We start from the raw sequence: 18,184 nt of genomic DNA on the forward strand, positions 1-18,184 counted from the left end.
CGGTCAGGCTCCCAGATACGCGGCGACGACGTCGGGGTGCTGCTGCACTTCAGCGGGCGAGCCCATCGCCAGCACCCTTCCGTAGTTCAGTGCGATGACGCGATCGGAGACCCGGTTGACCAGCGACATGTCGTGCTCGACCATCAGCACGGTGATACCGAGCTCGGTCCTCATGTCCCGAATCCAGAACGACATGTCGCCGGTCTCCTCCACGTTGAGACCCGAGGACGGCTCGTCCAGCAGGATCAGCTTCGGCTCCGAGCAGAGCGCTCGCGCCAGCTCGATCACCTTGCGCACGCCGTAAGGCAGGCCCGAGATCAGCTTGTCGCGATAGGGTTCGAGGTCGAGGAATTCGATGACCTGCTCGACCCGGCGGCGGTGAACCTTTTCGTTGGCCCGCACGCTCGGCAGGAATAAGAGCTCCTGCCACAGCTGCGTGGTCGAATGGCGGTGGCGGCCGACCAGAAGGTTCGACAGCACGGTCGCGTTCTCGAACAGCTCGATGTTCTGGAAGGTACGGGCGATGCCGAGCTTGGCGATGTCGTAGGGCGGCTGCTCGGTGATGTCCTGGTCCTCGAAGAAGATACGGCCCGAGGTCGGCCGGTAGATCCGCGAGATCAGGTTGAAGATCGAGCTCTTGCCGGCTCCGTTCGGCCCGATGATCGAGAGGATCTCGCCCTTCTCCACCGCGAACGAGACCGCATCGACCGCCTTGAGGCCGCCGAAATGCAGCGACAGGTTCTCGGCGCGGAAATAGCTCATCGATTGCGCTCCGACTTCACGTAGATCTTCTGCCGCTTGAAGGTGGCGCGCTTGTAGAGAGGGAACAGCTGGAAGAAGAGCTTGATCTTGAGCCAGCGGCCGTAGAGCCCGAGCGGCTCGAACAGCACGAACAGCACGATGATGATGCCGTAGATCGCGCCCTTCAGGCCGTTGAGCGAGGCGAAGGCCGCGACCTTCGCCTCGATATTGCCCGCAGTCGCCGCGCCGGCGCCGAATGTCGCGGCAATGCCGGCGATGATGCCGGGCATGTCGTCCTTGAGATAGGTGAGGAACGGGTCGATCATCACGATGAAGATCGCGCCGAGCACGGCGCCGTGCAGGCTGAAGGTGCCGCCGATCAGGATCACGATGATGAACTCGATCGAGAGCTGAAGCGTGAACATCTCCGGCGAGATGAAGGAGAGCTTGTGCGCGAACAGGACGCCGGCAAAGCCGGTGATCGCGGCCGAGATCGCGAACGACTTCACCTTGTAGAGCGCGACATTGACGCCCATGCTGCGCGCCGCCGTCTCGGAATCGCGGATCGCGACGAAGGCGCGGCCCGTCGGCGAACGCAGCAGATTGAGCGTGCCGACGATGGTCAGCACCAGCACGGCAAGGCAGAGGTAATAGAAGGTCGGGCTGTCGCGCGGCACGGCGACGCCGAGCAGCGACAGCGTCTTGACCCGCATGCCCTCGTTACCGTGGGTAACGCTTTCCCACCGCGCCAGGATCTCCTCCACGATCAGGGCAAACGAGATGGTGGCGATGACGAGATAGATGCCGGTGAGGCGCAGCGCCGGAAAGCCGACGATCGCGCCGATGATGCCGGTCAACAGCCCCGCCGCGAGGAAGTAGACGGGGAACGGCACGTTGTACTTCTGCAAGTACGCCGCCGTGTAGGCGCCGATCGCGAGGAACGCCGCGTGCCCAAGCGAGGCCTGGCCGGTGAAGCCGGTCAGAATCAGCAGTGCCACGCCGACGATCGCATAGATGCAGACGAAGACGAGCTGGCTCATCAGATAGCTGGAGAGCACGTGGGGCGCGATCAGCAGCAGCGCGAGCAGGACGCCGTAGGTGACGACGTAGCCCGAATGCGGGAACAGCTTGATGTCGTCCTCGTAGTCGGTCTTGAACAGGAAGCGCATGGCGTTCAGACCTTCTTGCGGACGTGGAGGCCGAACAGGCCCTCGGGCTTCAGCAGCAGCACGGTGAGCAGCACGATGTAAGGCGCGGCGTCCTTCCAGCCCTCGGGCAGGTAAAAGCCGGCCATGCTCTCGATCACGCCGATCAGGACGCCGCCGACCACCGCGCCCGGGATCGAGCCGAAGCCGCCGAGCACGGCGGCGGGAAACGCCTTCAGGCCGAGCACGAGGCCGACATTGGAGTGGATGAAGGTGATCGGCGCCAGCAGCACGCCGGCACAGGTCGCGACCGCAGCGCTGATCGCCCAGACGACCGACACCACGCGCTTGACCGGAATGCCCATGTAATAGGCTGCCAGCATATTTTCGGAGCTGGCGCGCATCGCGGTACCGAGCGTGGTCTTGTTGAAGAACAGCCAGAGCAGCGTGCACAGGATCATCGTCGCCGCGATCACCGAGAGCTTGTCGTAGGCGAGCACCAGCGAGCCCATGCGCAGCACGCCCTGGCTGAAAGGCGTCTCGATCTTCAGGTCGTCGGTGCCCCAGATCATGCCGGCGACCGAACGCAGGAAATAGCCGAGACCGATTGTGACCATGATGATGGAGAATTGCGGATAGCCGAGGATCGGCCGCACCACCACGCGCTCGGCCAGCATGCCGAACAGCGCCATGGCGGCGACCGCACCGGCGAAGCCGATCCAGTAGTTCAGGCCCATCATGCCGATGAAGGTGAAGGCGAAGAAACCGCCCAGCATCATCAGATCGCCCTGGGCGAAATTGACGACTTCGGTGGCCTTGTAGACGAGCACGAAGCCGAGCGCGATCAGGCCGTAGACGCAGCCGAGCGCAACACCGCTGACCAGCTGCTGAACGAAATCCAGCATTGACGCGCGTCCTCCCCGATGCAACCGGCGATCTTCGAGGCCGCCTTGCCGCATCTTGTGTCCAGTCGCTACGCAGTCGTTTCGCCGCGTTAGCGCCATTTGTCCGGAATCAATTCAGCCTGAACGCCCGCGCGCTGTCAACAAACGGTGACTTGTCGAGATACCTTGTCTTTAGTCCAATCCGGTTGGCGGAATTTGCGGCAGTGCGATTCACGGTGCCGAAACATCTTCGGGTCATGGTCGCGGGCGATGCAAACCGGATGGTGTGGCCGTCATGAAGCCGGACAACTCGGCCTTGGAAGTCCGAGGGTTAACGAAGCGTTTTGACCGTCTGGCGGTCGACAGCCTCGATCTCACCATTCACGCCGGCGAATTCTACGCCCTGGTCGGCCCCAATGGCGCCGGCAAGACCACCACTTTACGCATGGTTGCGGGCCTGCTCAGGCCCGATGCCGGCGCCGTTTCGATCTTCGGCATCGATGCGCTCCAAGACCCCGTCGCCGCCAAGCAGGTGATGGCCTGGGTCTCCGACGAGCCCATGATCTACGACAAGCTCACCCCGCTCGAATATCTCGAATTCGTCGCCGGCCTCTGGGGCATCGTGCCGTCGATCTCGCAACCGGCCGCCGAGGAACTGCTCGATTCGCTCGGCCTCGAGGCGCACCGCCACGAGCGCTGCGAGGGCTTTTCCAAGGGCATGCGCCAGAAGGTCGCTCTCGCAGGGGCGCTGGTGCACGATCCCCGCCTCATCATTCTCGATGAACCCTTGACGGGGCTCGATGCGGTTTCCGCCCGCCATGTGAAGGGCCTGCTCAGCGCGCGTGTCCGCGCCGGCTGCACCGTCATCATGACCACGCATATCCTCGAAGTCGCCGAGCGCATGGCCGACCGCATCGGCGTGATCGCCTCCGGCCGCCTGGTCGCGGAAGGCACGCTCACCGAGCTGCGCCACCAGAACGGCCATGCCGACACCAGCCTGGAAGACCTCTTCATCGCGCTGGTGACGCTTCAGGAAGCGGCATGAGCTCGGCCACCGCGCTGTCCTGGTTTGCCCGCCACGAGCTGCGGCTCGCCTGGCGCGAATGGCTCGCCATGATGACGGGCGGGCGGCGCAAACGGGCGCGCGCCGCAATCATCGGCCTCATGTGCTTCGCCGCGCTGCTCCACCTGCCGGCCTGGGCGGTGATCGGCCGTTTCGCCGACCTGCAGTTGCCGCTCGACAAATCCTCTCTGATCGTGATTTCGGCGACGATCTTTCTCGCCTGGACCTTGATGCTGTCGCAGGCGATCGAATCCGTGACGCGGGTATTCTACGCCCGCGCCGATCTCGACCTGATCATGTCCTCGCCGGCGCGGCTGGCCAATCTGTTCTCGGTCCGCATCGCCGCGATCGCGCTGACCGTCACCGTGCTGGCGCTGCTGTTCTCGACGCCCTTCATCGACGTTCTGGTGATCGGCGGCGGCGCGCGCTGGCTGGCGGCCTTCGGCGTCGTCATTGCGATGGGCCTGTCCGCGGCGGCGATCGCGATCGCCATCACCATTCTCCTGTTCCGGTTGATCGGCCCGGCGCGGACGCGCCTGATCGCACAGATCCTCGCCGCCATCATCGGTGCGGGTTTCGTGATCGCGCTTCAGGTCGCCGCGATCATGTCCTACGGCACGCTGTCGCGCTTCACTATCCTGACCTCGGGCAGCGTTGCCGCCTACGCCCCCGACGTCGACAGCATCTGGTGGTGGCCGGCGCGGGCAGCGATGGGCGACAGCGAGGCGCTGGCGCTGCTTCTCGCGCTCGCTCTGGTCATGCTCGGCGGCGTGATGGCGATCTTCTCGCACCGCTTTGCCGACACCGCGATCGATGCGGCGGCCTACGCCACGTCCGGCCGCGTCCGTGCCAAGGAGCGCCCGTTCCGCGGCGGATCGCGCCAGCAGGCGCTGCGTCGCAAGGAATTCATGCTGCTGTGGCGCGATCCATGGCTGATCTCGCAGACCTTGATGCAGCTGCTCTATCTGGTACCGCCGGCGCTGCTGCTCTGGCGTAATTTCGCCGACAGCTCCGCGGCGCTGACACTGATCACACCCGTCATCGTGATGGCGGCCGGACAGCTCGCCGGCGGGCTCGCCTGGCTGACGATCTCGGGCGAGGACGCGCCTGACTTGGTCGCGACCGCGCCCTTGATGCCGTCCGGCATCATCCGTGCCAAGATCGAGGTGGTGCTGATCGCGATTGCCGCAATCTTCGCTCCGCTGCTCGCGGCGCTGGCCTTTGCCTCGCCATCCCAGGCCGCAATCAGCGCGGGTGCGATCATCATCAGCGCGGCCTCGGCGACCGCGATCCAGCTCTGGTTCCGGGTGCAGGCAAGGCGCAGCCAATTCCGGCGCCGTCAGACGTCTTCGCGGCTTGCAACCTTCGCCGAGGCCTTTTCCTCGATCGGCTGGGCCGCCACCGCCGCACTGCTGCTCGCCCTTCCCCTGGCCGGCCTCATCAGCGGCCTGATTACCGCAGGCCTCGTCGCGGTCACCTGGAAGTTCAGCCCGAAGCGCGAGCAATAGGTGCGACACTGACGCGCTGTTGATCGCAGCCCATTGGCGATGCTCCGCATTGCACGCTAGACTTCGCTGTGAAGTCATCGGGGACGGATCCATGCGACGACTGGTTTTGGCGGCTATCGCGCTGTTCAGCGCATACCTGACCCCTGCCCTGGCCCAGCAACCACTGCGCAGCGAATGCCTGGCGATGGCCAACGCGGCGCCGCGGATCATGCCGGTCGTCTTCAGGCAGGCTGCAGCTGCGCCCGAGGTCGAGATCACCTATGCCGGCCATTCCACCTATTTCATCGACACGCCCGCCGGCTTGCGCATCGCCACCGATTATAGCGGCGCCTACCAGGTCGGGCGACTGCCCGATGTCGTCACCATGAACCGGGCGCACAGCACCCATTACACTCTCTTTCCGGACAAGCGCATTCCCCACGTGCTGCATGGCTGGAGCGAGGACGGCAAGCCGGCGATCGTGTCGCAGCGCATCAGCGACACCTTCATCCGCAACGTCACCACCGACATCCGCCGCTATTACGGCGACGATGCCGGCAGCGACATGATCCGCGACGGCAATTCCATCTTCATCTTCGAGGCAGCCGGCCTCTGCATCGGCCATCTCGGCCACCTCCATCACAAGCTCGACGACAGCCATTTCGCCCAGATCGGACGGCTCGACATCGTGATGGTGCCGATCGACGGCACCTATACCATGACGCTCGACGGCATCTCCGAGATCACCAAGCGGCTGCGCGCCTCGGTGGTGCTGCCGATGCACCGCTTCGCCACCCCGCTCGACGACTTCATGCGCCGGATCGGCCAGCAGTTCGAGATCGACCGGCGCGCCGAGCGCTCGTTCCGGATGTCACGGGATACGCTGCCGACGAAGCCGACGGTGATCATCCTCGACGGGGTCTGACTCAGAACCGGAACGCATCACCCGTCAACGACTTGGTTGCTCCAAGACCCACCTCAGTCGGAGCAATCATGAGCAGACGGTTCCTGGTCATCGGCTCGTTTGCGGCCATCTATCTACTGTGGGGTTCCACCTATTTCGCCATCACGCTTGGCTTGCAATCGATACCGCCGTTTCTGCTGATGGCAGTTCGATCGTTATGCGGCGGCATGATCTTGCTCGCCTTCAGCGGCAGGCATGTCGCGAATACCCAGGGCCGAACATGGTTGCAGGCAGGCCTTTGCGGGCTGCTTTTCTTCGTCGGCTGCCACGGCGTTCTCGCCTTCGCGCAACAATCGGTTCCGTCCGGCGTCGCCGCCATCGTGCTCGCCACGATTCCGTTCTGGATCCTGCTGGCGGACACGCTTTTTCCGGGCGATCAGCGCCCGCGGCCGATCGCGCTGCTCGCGCTCGTCCCCGGCTTCGTGGGCGTCGGGCTCGTAGCATGGCAGAACGCCGAGCAGGCCGGAATCAGCATGCTTCCAATCGTCTGGCTGCTCGCTGCGGCGCTGTCCTGGTCGATCGGCACCGTGCTGTCGCGCAGCATGTCGCATCAAGCATCCGCGATCGCGCTGTCGGGCATGCAGCTATCGATTGGGGGCGCCGTGTTGTTCGCGATCAGCTGGCTCACGGGCGAACTGGAGAGTTTTAGACCGAGCGAGGTCTCGATGACGTCCGTTGCAGCAGCTCTTTGGCTGATCGTCTCCGGCAGCGTCATCGGCTTCGCCGCCTACAATTGGCTGCTCGAGAATGTCTCGACCTCCCTGGTCTCGACCTACACATTCGTCAATCCGGTCATCGCGGTGCTGCTCGGCACCCTCGTGCTCGGAGAGCCGTTCTCTCGCATGATGCTCGTGGGCGCGAGTCTCGTCATTGTCGCCGTTGTCGCCATCTGGCGTGCTGAGAGCTCGAGCAATCGGTCGACGCAGGCGGAGGCCGATCGTCCCATGAGACATCTGTCGCTGCGCAAGACCTGACGACCGACGGCAATTTTCTCCAAGTCGCCCGCGGCTCATCCGTGCTGAATCCTCCGCAGCAGGAGAGCAACATGAACGACTTTGCGAGACTTCTTCACGCCAGCGCACCGCATCCCGAGCACGCGGCCGCGCTTCAGCTCTACGGCCGTTTCGTCGGCGACTGGGACGCTGAGATCGCCGCCTTTGGAGCGGACGGCAGAAGCCACACCGCGCCGGGCGAAATCCATTTCGGCTGGGTGCTGGAAGGCCGTGCGGTGCAGGACGTCTGGATCATTCCCCGGCCAGCGGGCAGCGCAGCCTTTCCGATTGCCGGCAATTGGTACGGCACCACGCTGCGCGTCTACGATCCGGCCATGGATGCGTGGCGGATTTCCTGGTTCGATCCGGGCCGCCGCGTGTTCCGGCAGCAGATCGGCCGTCCCCGCGGCGAGGACATCGTGCAGGAAGGCACGACCGAATCCGGCGAGCTGACGCGCTGGAGCTTTACTGAGATTACCTGGGACTCCTTCCGTTGGCGTGGGGAGGTCAAGCCGGCCACGGCAGTGGACTGGCGGCTGATGGTCGAAGTAAGAGCAAGACGGCGGACGGGCTGACGAGCATACCGCATTGCTCGTGATGATGGGTGCGGTTGCGCAAGGCGCGCTGCTGCATGCGGAAATGAGGTGCTAGGCTCCCGACACAAAACATCAGGGAGCGAAGGCCGATGGCAGCAAGCGGTGTGCCCGCCAACACGAGCGGGCTGTTCGTCGATCCGCGTGAGGACTGGCTCGCGCTGCATCGGGAGGAGATCATCGATCCCTTGCGGCCGATCGTCGATCCCCATCATCATCTGTGGGATCGCGGGCACCGCTATCTGATCGAGGAGATGGCCGCCGACATCGCCTCCGGTCACAACGTCATCGCCACCGTCTATGTCGACTGCCGTTCGATGTACCGCGCGCATGGACCCGAGGCGTTCCGGCCCGTTGGCGAGGTCGAGTTCGCCAACGGCGTCGCCGCCATGAGTGCGAGCGGCGGCTTCGGTAAGGCCGCGATCTGCGCCGGCATCGTCAGCCATGCCAATCTGCTGCTCGGCGACGCTGCAAAGGGCGTGCTGGAAGCCGAGATCGCCGCAGGCAACGGCCGCTTTCGCGGCATCAGGCATTCCTCAGCCTGGGATGAAGATCCTGTCGTCGCCGGCATGTATGCGAACAGGCCGAAGGGATTGTTGCAGGACCCGACCTTCCGCAAAGGCTTTGCCTGCCTCGCCCCCCTCAAGCTCAGCTTCGATGCATGGCTGTTCCATCCGCAGATCGGCGAGCTCACGGCGCTGGCGCGCGCCTTCCCCGACACCAGGATTGTGCTCGACCATTGCGGCGGCCCGGTCGGAACCGGCCGCTTCGCGGGCCGGCGCGAGGAGGTGTTTGCGCAATGGCGCGCCTCGATCCGGGAGATCGCGACATGCGAAAATGTGGTGGTGAAGCTCGGTGGTCTCGCGATGTGCCTGCTTGGCTACGACTTCCATTTGCGCGAGAGGCCGCCGACATCCGAGGAGCTTGCCGCGGCCTGGCGGCCCTATGTCGAGACCTGCATCGAGGCGTTCGGCCCGAAGCGCGCGATGTTCGAAAGCAATTTCCCCCCGGACAAGGGCCAGTGCAGCTACCAGGTGATCTTCAACGCCTTCAAGCGTATCACCTCAAAGGTGAGCGAGGCCGACAAGACGGCGTTGTTCTCGCAGACCGCGATCGACGTCTACCGGCTCGAGCTGCCGTCATGATGAAAAGAGGGGCCGGGACCTTGATCCCGACCCCTCTTCGTCGTGGCCGCTGGGAAGCGTCCTTGAAACCCTGGTGTCCGCTTAGCCGGCGCCCATCAGCGAGGCCGGACGGCGCTCGCCGGTGGAGGCGAACATCTTCTTCAGCTTGTTGATGACGCGGATCAGGAAACCGATCATCACCGGATTGGTCTTGCGGCAGAAGGCGATCTTCTTGACGTGGCCTTCGACATGCCATTTGGCATGCGCGCCGTCGCGGAAGAAAATGACGTCGCCGGGTCCGTAGCGCTTGGGCGGCATGCCGTCGCTCTCGAGCACGATCGATCCTTCCATGATCATGATCGTCTCGTCGATGTCGTAGTACCAGTTGAAGCGGCCTTCGGTGCAGTGCCAGATGATCGTCTGCGCGGTGCCGTCGGCGCTGGTCGACAAGACGCGGGAGCGGGATACCGGATTGCCCTCGATGATCCAGGACGGCTCAATCGGCCGCAGCTCGAGATCCACATTGCAACTACCGATTTCAATCAATGTGCGCGACATCTGCTTCCCCAGAAGATATAAATATGAATGGCCGGGTCTCGGCCCGGATTGCTTCGAAAGAAGTTGGGACGCTAGTAGGCTGCTTTTAATTCTTTCTTACATGGCACTCGACAATCAGCCCCGAGTTGCGGGTGCGACACGGTTAACGTCACGATTTCCTCTGCGAATTCGCACATATGAACCTAGCTTGTCCGGGGTGCGACAAAGTGCGCGAAGTCTTGGGAAGGAGCCGCACCGATGCCCCTCACGCCGGAGATTCTGACAGCCAACAGCGAGGTCGTCGCCAGGCTCCGCAGTCTCGACGTCTCCTTCGAACCGGACGAGGAACCCTGGTTCACGATCGACGGCGTCGAAAGCCCGCGGCACATCGGCAGTGACGGCTCCGGCAGCGCGTTCGTGCTGCTGCCGTCGCAGAATGTGCTCTATGTCTCGTCAGAGGGCCGCGCGGGCATCATCGCGGAAAGTTTCGATGCATTGATCCAGCTTGTCGTTGCCCGTCCCTACTGGCGCGACATCCTCAAATTCTCCGGGGGCGGCGACCTTGCAGAGATGCGCCGCGCGGCGGATGCGCTGGAGGCAAGGCTCCAAGACGAGGATGACGTCAGCGAGGCCCGCGAACAGATCCGCGGCGCGCTCGCGCTGGCGGACGCGGACGATCCGGTTGGCGCGCTCTACGAGGCGGTGGCGGCGTCCGACGTGATCGTGCGGGCCACCGACGGCAGCCCGTTCACGACGCTGTTCAACCGCTTCAGCATCGACAACAGCCCGACCCTGCGCAACGCGGCGGCGTGAGGGGGAAGACTGACGCGAGGACGTTCACCTCTCCCCAGCGGGGAGAGGTTGACCACGTCCTAGCCTGCCTATTTGGACCAAAATCTAGATTACGACTTCGCCCATTCGCCCTTGCGGAAGACGGGCACCTTGCTGCCGTCGGCCAAGATGCCGTCGATGTCGGTCTCGGCCGAGCCGATCATCCAATCAATATGGATCAGGCTCTGGTTGCCGCCTTGCGCCGCGATCTGCTGCGGCGTGAGCTGGGCACCGTTGACGAAGCATTTCGAATAGCACTGGCCGAGCGCGATGTGCGAGGCCGCGTTCTCGTCGAACAGCGTGTTGTAGAACAACAGCCCGCTCTGCGAGATCGGCGAGGAATGCGGCACCAAGGCCACCTCGCCGAGGCGCCGCGCGCCCTCGTCGGTATCGAGCACCTTGTTCAGCACCTCGGCGCCGCGCGAGGCCTTGGCGTCGACGATCTTGCCGTCCTCGAACCGCACCGCGATGTTGTCGATCAGCGTGCCCTGATAGGACAGCGGCTTCGAGCTCACGACGTGGCCGTAGACGCGGCGGCAATGCGGCGTGGTGAAGACCTCTTCGGTCGGGATATTGGCGTTGCAGCTGATGCCGTTCTTGGACAGCGAGGCGCCGCCTTCCCATTCGTGGCCGTCGGCAAGGCCGATGGTGAGATCGGTGCCGGGACCCGAGTACTGAAGCGCGCGGAAACGCTGGCCGTTGAGCCAGTTGGTGCGCTCGCGCAGCACCGCATTGTGGCTCGCCCAATTGTTGATCGCGTCCTCGCGATCGACACGGGACGCGGCGAAAATCGCGTCTGCGAGCTTGCCGACCGCAACGTCCTCGGGATCGTTCGGGAACACCAGCTTCGCCCAGGACGCGCTCGGATAGGCGATGATATTCCAGTTGGTGTCGAAATTGACGATCTTTTCCAGCGCCGGCTGGTAGGCCATCGAATTGGCCTTGCTAGCGCGCGCCACCTTGGAAGGATCTTCGCCCGACAGCAACATCGGGTTGTCGCCGACGATGGCGAGCCGTGCGGTGTTGTCGGAGAACGCCTTGGCCATGCCCTCGTAGAGCCAGCCGGCGGCACGATCGAAACTGTTGTCGTGGCCGTGGCGGTAGCGCGCCAGCGTCATCTCCTCGTCCGACAGGATCGGCGTCACGAGGCCGGCGCCGGCCTTGTAGGCATGCACGGCGATCCGCCGCACCAGCGGCAGCGCGATCGCGGGCGCCGTCAGAAGCAGATCCTGTCCCGACCGCAAGCCCAGGCCCACTTTCACCGCCACCTCGGCCAGTCGGTCGAGCTTCGCCGGATCGATGGGAGTGGAAGGATTGCGTTGATCAGTCATGCCGGGCCCTCTGCCGAAAGTCGCTCACTCAATTTAAGTCTAGCATCGCGGGGCACAAGTATGCGAGCGTCTTGCGCCCTTGGAAAGATACGCAGTTTCACGCATTTTGGTTTTCAACGCGTTGCCGATGCCAGCACCCGGTCGACCATGGCGGGCGCAAGGCCGAGGTAATTTTTCGGTGAAGTGAGCGCCTCGATTGTGGCACGATCGATGTGGCTCGATATCCGTGAATCTGCGGATAGCGCGTCAGCAAGGGTCATTCCCTTCTCGTTGGCCTGACGGCAGGCGTCATAGACGACGTCGTGCGCCTCCTGCCGGCCGATCTGCGGGGCGAGGCCCATCATGACCGCTTCGGCCACAATCAGGCCGCGGCTGATGGCGAGATTGTCGTTCATCTTCGCCTCGTCTACGATGAGGCCCGCGAGCGCGAACTTCGCCTGGTGCAGCGCGCCGGCGGCCAGCACGAAGCTTTCGGGAATCGCCATCCATTCCGCGTGCCAGGGGCCGGTGGCACGCTCGAAATCCTGCACCATGGCGTCGAGCATCAGGCCGGCGTGCTGGCGCACCGCCTTGGAGGCCGCAAGCATCAATTCCGAGGAGATCGGGTTGCGCTTCTGCGGCATGGTCGAGGAGGCGCCGCGCCCCTTGACGAAGGGCTCGTAGACCTCGGCGAATTCGGTCGAGGCCATGATCATGATGTCGAGCGCGATCTTGCCGAGAGAGCCGGTGACGAGAGCAAGGAAGTTCACGGCTTCGGCGAAGCCGTCGCGCGCTACGTGCCAGGTCGAGGCGGGAACGCCGAGCTTCAGCTCGTTGCAGAGCGCCTCCTGCACCTCGAACCCCCTGTCGCCGAGCGACGCCAGCGTACCGGCCGCGCCGGCGAACTGACCGACCAGCACGCGCGGCTTCAGCTGCGCCAGCCGCTCGGCGTGGCGGTCGAACATCGCGAGCCAGATCGCGCTCTTGTAGCCCAAGGTCACCGGCAGCGCCTGTTGCAGATGGGTGCGGCCCGCCATCGCCGTGTCGCGATGGCGCTTCGACAGATCGGCGAGGATCTTGCGCAGCTCGGCGATGTCACGTTCGACGATCTCGAGCGCGGCGCGCAGTTGCAGCACCACGGCGGTGTCCATAATGTCCTGCGTGGTGGCGCCCCAATGCACGTAGCGGCCTGCCTCGCCGCATTGCTTCACCATTTGATGCACCAAAGGCAGGATCGGGTAGCCGACGACATCGGTCTCCTGCCTGAGCAGATCGAAGTCGAGCGCGCCGATGTCGGTCCGCGCCGCGATCGCTGCGGCCGCCTCGTGTGGGATCACACCGCACTTCGCCTCCGCCTTCGCCAGCGCCACCTCGACCTCGGCATAGCGTGCGACCGTCGCGACGTCCGAGAACACCTCGCGCATCTCAGGCGTACCGAAGGCGTCGCGAAACAGCAGGGAGTCGAGCACAGTGGTGGCGGCGGGGAAAGCAGGCATGGACACTTCTTCTGGGTTGGTGTTTTCTGTCGGTGTACCTTACGTACGCAGGGCAGATCGGCAAAGGGCATTCCCCGTTGTGCGCGCCACTAAAACGGCATTCCCGCGCAATGGCGAAGCCGTTGTCGCTAGAGGGCCTGCGCTACGCTCCCGCGCTCCAGGATGACGGTGCTGGAGGGGCGCCTGATCTCGTCGCCAGATTTACACCGCAACATTCTAGCTGCGGATGTATTCCCCTCGGAAAACCACATGGCTGCCATCACGCGATTGCGATGAACCAAACGCCCCCTTCGGCAGACACACGATCTTTCGACCCAAATTTCATTTTGTTTGTTTGCCCGATTTCGCAATGAGGCCCGAGTTTTCGACGTGCAGTTTCTGTTCCGGGACCACCTTCTCGATACCGACCGGCGCGAGCTGAGCCGCGAGCAGGTTCCCATTGCCGTGGAGCCGCAGGTTTTCGACCTCGTCGTCCACCTCATGCAGAACCGCGACCGGGTCGTCAGCAAGGACGAGCTGATCGACAAGATCTGGCACGGGCGCAGCGTCTCCGAATCCACCCTGACCAGCCGGATCAACGCGGCGCGCAAGGCGATCGGCGACGATGGCGCGAGCCAGTCGCTGATCCGCACCATCACCCGCAAGGGTTTTCGCTTCGTCGGCGACGTCCAGACGCAAATCGGCGCGGTCGCGCCGGAGCCGGTCCGGATCGCCCCGTCCCAGGCCACCTTCGCTCTGCCGGAGCGGCCCGCGATCGCTGTGCTGCCCTTCACCAATATGAGCGGCGAGGTCCAGCAGGATTATTTCTCCGACGGTATCAGCGAGGACATCATCACGGCGCTGTCGAAGCTGCGCTGGTTCTTCGTCATCGCGCGCAACTCCTCCTTCGTCTACAAGGGCCGCGCCGTGCACATCCACGAGGTCGCGCGGGAGCTCGGGGTGCGCTACGTGGTCGAGGGCAGCGTGCGGCGGAGCGGCGAACGGGTGCGCATCTCGGCCCAGCTCAACGACGTCTCGACCGGCAGCCATCTCTGGGCCGAACGCTACGACCGGGAGCTCGCCGACATCTTCGCCGTGCAGGACGAGATCACGGAAGCGATCGTCGCCGCCATCGAGCCGCAGCTCTATGCTGCCGAAAGCTTCCGGGCCCAACAGAAGCCGCCGGGCAGCCTGGATGCATGGGACCTCGTGATGCGCGCGCTGTCGCATTATTGGCGCATCACCCGCGAGGACAATGCCGCCGCGCAGAAGCTGCTGGAAGAAGCGGTGGCGGTCGATCCCGCCTATGGCAAGGCGCTCGGCCTGCTCGCCACCAGCCATATCTTCGGCGCGCATATGGGCTGGGCCGACATGGCTGCCACCATGCCGGTCGCCGAGCGTGCGGCGCTCGCGGCGGTGGAGGCCGACCGCGAGGATGCCTGGGCCCATCACGGCCTTGCTTACACCTACCTGTTCCGCCGCCGCTTCGACGACGCGCTGGCTGAATTCGAGCTGGCCTTGCGGCTCAATCCGAATTTCGCGATGGCGCATGCCTTCCACGGCGTGACGCTGTGCTATGCCGGACGTTGGCAGGACGGCGATGCCGCCGCCCGCCGCGCGCTGCGGCTGAGCCCGCGCGACCCGCTCGCGGCGATCTATTGCGGGGTTGCGGCCTATGCCCGGTTCGTCGGCCGCGACTACGCGGGCGCCGTGCAGATGGCTCGGGAATCGATGCGCCAGCGCGGGGATTTCGTCGGCGCCCACCGCGTGCTGACGGCCGCCGCCGGCATGCTCGGCGATCCCGCCCTCGCGGCATCCGCCCTGGAAGGCCTGCGCCGCACCCAGCCCGAGGTCTCGCTGGCCTGGATCACGCGCGAGCTGCCGATGCTGCGGGAAGAGGATCGTACGCACTATCTCGAGGGGTTGCGGCGCGCCGGAATGACGTGACGGTCGCTGGCGCGACCGCTCCGCTTGATCCCCGTGTCAGGTGCTAATCGTCGTCAGGCCCGAACAGCCTGATCTGCGGGAAGCCGCTGCGCGACCGCCCCGCGTAATCGCGCGCATCGGAATCCTCGCGGATGTTGCGCGCGACGTCATCCCAATCGGTGCGGTCGCGCAGGCCGCGCGGCTCGCGGGACTCGTAATAATAGCGGCGCTCGGCCCAGCGCTCGCGACGCTCGGCTCGGCGCCGTTCGGACGCGGCGCGCTTCACATCGGAATCCCTTGCCTTGGCATAGGCGTTATTCGGTAAGGACGACGGCTCGGTCGAGGCCTGCTGCTCGGCAGGCCTTGCGGCCTGTGGCGCAGCGGCGGGCTTCGGCGGCTCGACTGCAGCGGCTTGCGAGGGTTGCGGCGCCGGTGCGACATTCGCCTGCGTGGTTGGCGTGTCGGGTTTTGCGGGTTCAGACTTTGCTTCGGCCTGTGCGGGCGCGGCGATCATCGCACCGAAGGCTTGCGAGCCGGTGAGATAGTTCACGCGCTCGGAGGGAGCGTTGGTGCTGACCGGCGTGGGACTTGCCGCGCGCTGCGCCATCTTGCTGGTGTCCGGCCCCTGTTTTGACGCAACCGGATTCATGATGTTGCCGGCGACGATGCCGCCACCGAGACCAATGGCGATGGCCGCGACGATGGTTCCGGCACCGACAAAATAGGCTGTCGAGGCGCGCATTTGTCCACTCCCTCTTTCGGAGCGGGCAACGCGTGGGGATTGCCAGATGTTCCTGATAAGCCGCGGCTCCTCGACGAGGAACCGCGTGCGTCAGATCTGCTGCGCGACCTTCTCAAGCCCGATGAGGCGAGCGAGCTTGCGCACTTCTTCCTTCTGGTCGTCGCGAAGCTGGAACAACAGCGGCATCGCGGCCGACTTCAGCTGCTGCACCTCGTCGCAATTCGGATCGATCTGTGCGCTGGGCGGTGCATTCGGATTCGACAGCCTGTTCGCCTGGATCTTGCGCGCGACGTTGCGCAGCGCGGTCTCGACCGAGGGCCAGTAATATTCCTGAGACGAGGAGAGTTTCAGGCGATCCCTGATGCCTGCGATCTGCACGTCGGACAGCAGCGAGTAGGATTTTTGCGGCTGCGGCTTGGCGACGACTTTCGGCTTGGCCGGAACTTCGACGGCCGGAACCTCGGTCGCGGCGGGCGCCTCGTGCGCGCTCGGCTTCGGCATCGGAAAATCGGAGGGGGTGGCGGCGGCGAAGGCCTGACGCAGCGGCTCGGTCAGGACCGGTGCCTGCGCCAGCTTGTCGGCGGCAACCTGGACCGGCTCAATCGCGGCCGAGGCCAGCGCGAGCGTCGGAACCAGACGGTCGGCCTTGGCGGCGCGGTTGGTTGCGAGCGGCTTGGCTGGGGGCGTCTCGGCGATCATCGCGGCGCTGACGCTGGGAACGCTGTCGCGGCCGAGGATGGCGGTGGTGGCGGCGCCGAGGACGAGGAAACAGGTCAGCGCGACGATGGTGATGGCTTTGGACAAACGTCTCTCCGCGTCCGACTTCAAGTCCACGTGATCACTGCCCGGAAACTGGGCGATAATTAAGGCTGAACCGTGCTATTGCGGCGGCAATCGCGCGGACTAAGGCGACATCGCCCGGAAACCCCCAACGAAATCAGGCTGCTGCCGCAAGGTCATAGGCATCCTGGATGTCGGCGACGATCTCCGAGGCTTCCCAGACCGCGCGCGGCTCGACCGATTGCAGCGTCACCGTCCAATTGCCGCCGCGGCGGGTCCGGGGGATGCTGACGATGTCAAACCGGACGTTGCGGCACAGCGGGTGGCGGGCCAGCGCATGGGCGACGCGGACGCGGATCTCGTCCAGGGTCGCGGCCGTTTTGCCGTTGAGATAATTGAAGTCCATCGCCTGTCCCTCTCGTCCTGATTGGCGGCCACAAGAGGGATTCTTGGCTGGCGATGGTTAATCCGCCGTTAAGTGGGATGGGCCGGAGGCATACGGGATTAACCCTGCCCGATCCGCTGTGGGAGAGGCGACGACGCTACCGCCCACCCGCTTCCCGATATTCGGCGATCGTCTGCGTAACGAGATCCTCGACCGCGAGCACATCGGTGACACCCGAGGTCGAATGCCCGCCGCTCCAGATATCGCGCCAGCGCTTGGGGCGGCTGTCGCGGGCGGCGACGTCGATATCCTCAGTGATATTGATCGCGCCGCGCGCCGGCAGATTGTCGGGATCGAGCCCGGCGGCCGCGATCGATGGCCTCAGCATGCTGGTCTGCAAGCCCGTGAACGCGGTGGTGAGCAAGATGTCGTCGGCGCTGCTCTCGACCAGCATCTGCTTGTGACGCTCGTCCGCCATGCTCTCACGCGTCGCGATGAACTTCGTGCCCATATAGGCGAGATCGCAGCCGAGCACTTCGGCGGCACGCAGCGCGCGACCGTCGCTGATTCCGCCCGCGAGCACGATGATGCCGTCGTAGAATGCGCGCACCGCACGGACGAAGGCGAACGGGTTGAGCCAGCCGGTCTGGCCGCCGGCACCGGCAGTGAGCAGGACCAGCCCGTCCGCCCCCGCTTCCGCGGCGCGTTCGGCATGGCGGATCGAGGCCACGTCCGCCAGCACCAGCGCACCGGCGTCGTGCAGCGGCTTCAAGACTGGCGCGGGCGAGCCGACCGACGTGATGACGATCTCCGGCTTGTGCCGCAGCAGCACGGCGAGATCCTGCTCCAGCCGCGCGTTTGAGCGGTGCACGATCAGGTTCGGACAAAGCGGCGCGGCCCGGCGGCCGGCCTGATCTTCGTGCCATCGCAAACGCGTCTCGATCTCGGTGAGCCATTCATCGAGCTGTTCCGCGCCACGGCAATTCGCGGTGGGAAAGCTGCCGATCACCCCGTTGCGGCAGGCCGCGACCATGAGCTCGACGCCCGATACCAGAAACATCGGCGCCGCGATCAGCGGCAGAGCAAGACGATCGCGGAAGCGCTGCAGTCGATCCGATGGCATGCATGCCTCCCTCGCGCGGGCTTTGTGGTTTCCTCCCGCAGTCTCTGTGCTAGCGTCGTCAGCAACATTGGCACGCCATAAG

The 18,184-nt window shown here is 64.8% G+C and carries 18 protein-coding genes; 8 read left to right on the top strand and 10 right to left on the bottom strand.

Features of this window, described 5'->3' with window-relative positions; translation table 11 throughout:
• Positions 1-3 precede the first annotated feature (3 nt).
• From I6F16_RS15030 to I6F16_RS15040, 3 genes are read right to left on the bottom strand one after another with little or no spacing between them, the layout of a single operon-like run.
• The gene (locus I6F16_RS15030; RefSeq protein ID WP_035997604.1) at positions 4-762 is read right to left on the bottom strand and encodes an ABC transporter ATP-binding protein; all 759 of its coding nucleotides are present in this window, start codon (positions 760-762) and stop codon (positions 4-6) included.
• Positions 759-1,910: a branched-chain amino acid ABC transporter permease gene (locus I6F16_RS15035; protein WP_035997601.1), complete on the bottom strand. Its 1,152-nt coding sequence runs from the start codon at positions 1,908-1,910 to the stop codon at positions 759-761. The genes I6F16_RS15030 and I6F16_RS15035 overlap by 4 nt, the downstream gene beginning before the upstream one ends.
• Positions 1,911-1,915: 5 nt before the next feature.
• Positions 1,916-2,791: a branched-chain amino acid ABC transporter permease gene (locus I6F16_RS15040; RefSeq protein ID WP_035997599.1), complete on the bottom strand. Its 876-nt coding sequence runs from the start codon at positions 2,789-2,791 to the stop codon at positions 1,916-1,918.
• A 274-nt stretch (positions 2,792-3,065) separates the two neighbouring features.
• On the opposite strand from I6F16_RS15040, the gene I6F16_RS15045 reads away from it, so the two are divergent.
• The 6 genes from I6F16_RS15045 (at position 3,066) to I6F16_RS15070 (ending at position 9,014) form a co-directional block, all read left to right on the top strand.
• The gene (locus tag I6F16_RS15045; RefSeq protein ID WP_109145618.1) at positions 3,066-3,815 is read left to right on the top strand and encodes an ABC transporter ATP-binding protein; all 750 of its coding nucleotides are present in this window, start codon (positions 3,066-3,068) and stop codon (positions 3,813-3,815) included.
• On the top strand, positions 3,812-5,341 hold the full coding sequence (locus I6F16_RS15050; RefSeq protein ID WP_225111609.1) for a permease: 1,530 nt from the start codon (positions 3,812-3,814) through the stop codon (positions 5,339-5,341). The genes I6F16_RS15045 and I6F16_RS15050 overlap by 4 nt, the downstream gene beginning before the upstream one ends.
• A gap of 91 nt (positions 5,342-5,432) precedes the next feature.
• On the top strand, positions 5,433-6,245 hold the full coding sequence (locus I6F16_RS15055) for an MBL fold metallo-hydrolase (protein WP_225111608.1): 813 nt from the start codon (positions 5,433-5,435) through the stop codon (positions 6,243-6,245).
• Between the two features lie 68 nt (positions 6,246-6,313).
• On the top strand, positions 6,314-7,258 hold the full coding sequence (locus I6F16_RS15060; RefSeq protein ID WP_225111607.1) for an EamA family transporter: 945 nt from the start codon (positions 6,314-6,316) through the stop codon (positions 7,256-7,258).
• Between the two features lie 71 nt (positions 7,259-7,329).
• Positions 7,330-7,851: a hypothetical protein gene (locus I6F16_RS15065; RefSeq protein ID WP_225111606.1), complete on the top strand. Its 522-nt coding sequence runs from the start codon at positions 7,330-7,332 to the stop codon at positions 7,849-7,851.
• Positions 7,852-7,961: 110 nt separating this feature from the next.
• Positions 7,962-9,014 carry an amidohydrolase family protein gene (locus tag I6F16_RS15070; RefSeq protein WP_225111605.1) on the top strand — a complete coding sequence of 351 codons (1,053 nt, stop codon included), beginning with the start codon at positions 7,962-7,964 and terminating at the stop codon, positions 9,012-9,014.
• Positions 9,015-9,095: 81 nt separating this feature from the next.
• On the opposite strand, the gene I6F16_RS15075 is transcribed toward I6F16_RS15070, so the two are convergent.
• On the bottom strand, positions 9,096-9,551 hold the full coding sequence (locus I6F16_RS15075; RefSeq protein ID WP_035997581.1) for a cupin domain-containing protein: 456 nt from the start codon (positions 9,549-9,551) through the stop codon (positions 9,096-9,098).
• 237 nt (positions 9,552-9,788) lie between these two features.
• On the opposite strand from I6F16_RS15075, the gene I6F16_RS15080 reads away from it, so the two are divergent.
• Complete coding sequence (locus tag I6F16_RS15080; RefSeq protein ID WP_225111604.1) at positions 9,789-10,343, top strand: hypothetical protein; 555 nt, start codon at positions 9,789-9,791, stop codon at positions 10,341-10,343.
• A gap of 89 nt (positions 10,344-10,432) precedes the next feature.
• On the opposite strand, the gene I6F16_RS15085 is transcribed toward I6F16_RS15080, so the two are convergent.
• Entirely contained in the window at positions 10,433-11,692 is a 1,260-nt protein-coding gene (locus I6F16_RS15085) for an aminopeptidase (protein WP_225111603.1), read from the bottom strand.
• A 113-nt stretch (positions 11,693-11,805) separates the two neighbouring features.
• Positions 11,806-13,167: an adenylosuccinate lyase family protein gene (locus tag I6F16_RS15090; protein WP_225111602.1), complete on the bottom strand. Its 1,362-nt coding sequence runs from the start codon at positions 13,165-13,167 to the stop codon at positions 11,806-11,808.
• A gap of 369 nt (positions 13,168-13,536) precedes the next feature.
• Here I6F16_RS15090 and I6F16_RS15095 point away from each other — a divergent pair, with 369 nt between their 5' ends.
• Positions 13,537-15,093, top strand: a complete 1,557-nt coding sequence (locus tag I6F16_RS15095; protein WP_109142357.1) for a winged helix-turn-helix domain-containing protein — start codon at positions 13,537-13,539, stop codon at positions 15,091-15,093.
• Positions 15,094-15,136: 43 nt separating this feature from the next.
• Here the strand turns inward: I6F16_RS15095 and I6F16_RS15100 are convergent, their stop codons facing one another.
• From I6F16_RS15100 to I6F16_RS15115, 4 genes are all read right to left on the bottom strand, one after another.
• Complete coding sequence (locus I6F16_RS15100) at positions 15,137-15,814, bottom strand: hypothetical protein (protein WP_192893068.1); 678 nt, start codon at positions 15,812-15,814, stop codon at positions 15,137-15,139.
• Positions 15,815-15,904: 90 nt separating this feature from the next.
• On the bottom strand, positions 15,905-16,618 hold the full coding sequence (locus I6F16_RS15105) for a hypothetical protein (protein WP_192893067.1): 714 nt from the start codon (positions 16,616-16,618) through the stop codon (positions 15,905-15,907).
• A 133-nt stretch (positions 16,619-16,751) separates the two neighbouring features.
• Entirely contained in the window at positions 16,752-17,000 is a 249-nt protein-coding gene (locus I6F16_RS15110; RefSeq protein WP_035997560.1) for a hypothetical protein, read from the bottom strand.
• Between the two features lie 136 nt (positions 17,001-17,136).
• Positions 17,137-18,102, bottom strand: a complete 966-nt coding sequence (locus I6F16_RS15115) for a nitronate monooxygenase (protein WP_225111601.1) — start codon at positions 18,100-18,102, stop codon at positions 17,137-17,139.
• Positions 18,103-18,184: the final 82 nt, after the last annotated feature.

The sequence above is a fragment of the Bradyrhizobium sp. IC4060 genome, from assembly GCF_020193715.1.
Classification (GTDB): Bacteria; Pseudomonadota; Alphaproteobacteria; order Rhizobiales; family Xanthobacteraceae; genus Bradyrhizobium; species Bradyrhizobium yuanmingense.

Coding starts and splice junctions, on each gene's coding strand:
- I6F16_RS15030 (WP_035997604.1), bottom strand. CDS start 762: ATGAGCTATTTCCGCGCCGAGAACCTGTCGCTGCATTTCGGCGGCCTC.
- I6F16_RS15035 (WP_035997601.1), bottom strand. CDS start 1,910: ATGCGCTTCCTGTTCAAGACCGACTACGAGGACGACATCAAGCTGTTC.
- I6F16_RS15040 (WP_035997599.1), bottom strand. CDS start 2,791: ATGCTGGATTTCGTTCAGCAGCTGGTCAGCGGTGTTGCGCTCGGCTGC.
- I6F16_RS15045 (WP_109145618.1), top strand. CDS start 3,066: ATGAAGCCGGACAACTCGGCCTTGGAAGTCCGAGGGTTAACGAAGCGT.
- I6F16_RS15050 (WP_225111609.1), top strand. CDS start 3,812: ATGAGCTCGGCCACCGCGCTGTCCTGGTTTGCCCGCCACGAGCTGCGG.
- I6F16_RS15055 (WP_225111608.1), top strand. CDS start 5,433: ATGCGACGACTGGTTTTGGCGGCTATCGCGCTGTTCAGCGCATACCTG.
- I6F16_RS15060 (WP_225111607.1), top strand. CDS start 6,314: ATGAGCAGACGGTTCCTGGTCATCGGCTCGTTTGCGGCCATCTATCTA.
- I6F16_RS15065 (WP_225111606.1), top strand. CDS start 7,330: ATGAACGACTTTGCGAGACTTCTTCACGCCAGCGCACCGCATCCCGAG.
- I6F16_RS15070 (WP_225111605.1), top strand. CDS start 7,962: ATGGCAGCAAGCGGTGTGCCCGCCAACACGAGCGGGCTGTTCGTCGAT.
- I6F16_RS15075 (WP_035997581.1), bottom strand. CDS start 9,551: ATGTCGCGCACATTGATTGAAATCGGTAGTTGCAATGTGGATCTCGAG.
- I6F16_RS15080 (WP_225111604.1), top strand. CDS start 9,789: ATGCCCCTCACGCCGGAGATTCTGACAGCCAACAGCGAGGTCGTCGCC.
- I6F16_RS15085 (WP_225111603.1), bottom strand. CDS start 11,692: ATGACTGATCAACGCAATCCTTCCACTCCCATCGATCCGGCGAAGCTC.
- I6F16_RS15090 (WP_225111602.1), bottom strand. CDS start 13,167: ATGCCTGCTTTCCCCGCCGCCACCACTGTGCTCGACTCCCTGCTGTTT.
- I6F16_RS15100 (WP_192893068.1), bottom strand. CDS start 15,814: ATGCGCGCCTCGACAGCCTATTTTGTCGGTGCCGGAACCATCGTCGCG.
- I6F16_RS15110 (WP_035997560.1), bottom strand. CDS start 17,000: ATGGACTTCAATTATCTCAACGGCAAAACGGCCGCGACCCTGGACGAG.
- I6F16_RS15115 (WP_225111601.1), bottom strand. CDS start 18,102: ATGCCATCGGATCGACTGCAGCGCTTCCGCGATCGTCTTGCTCTGCCG.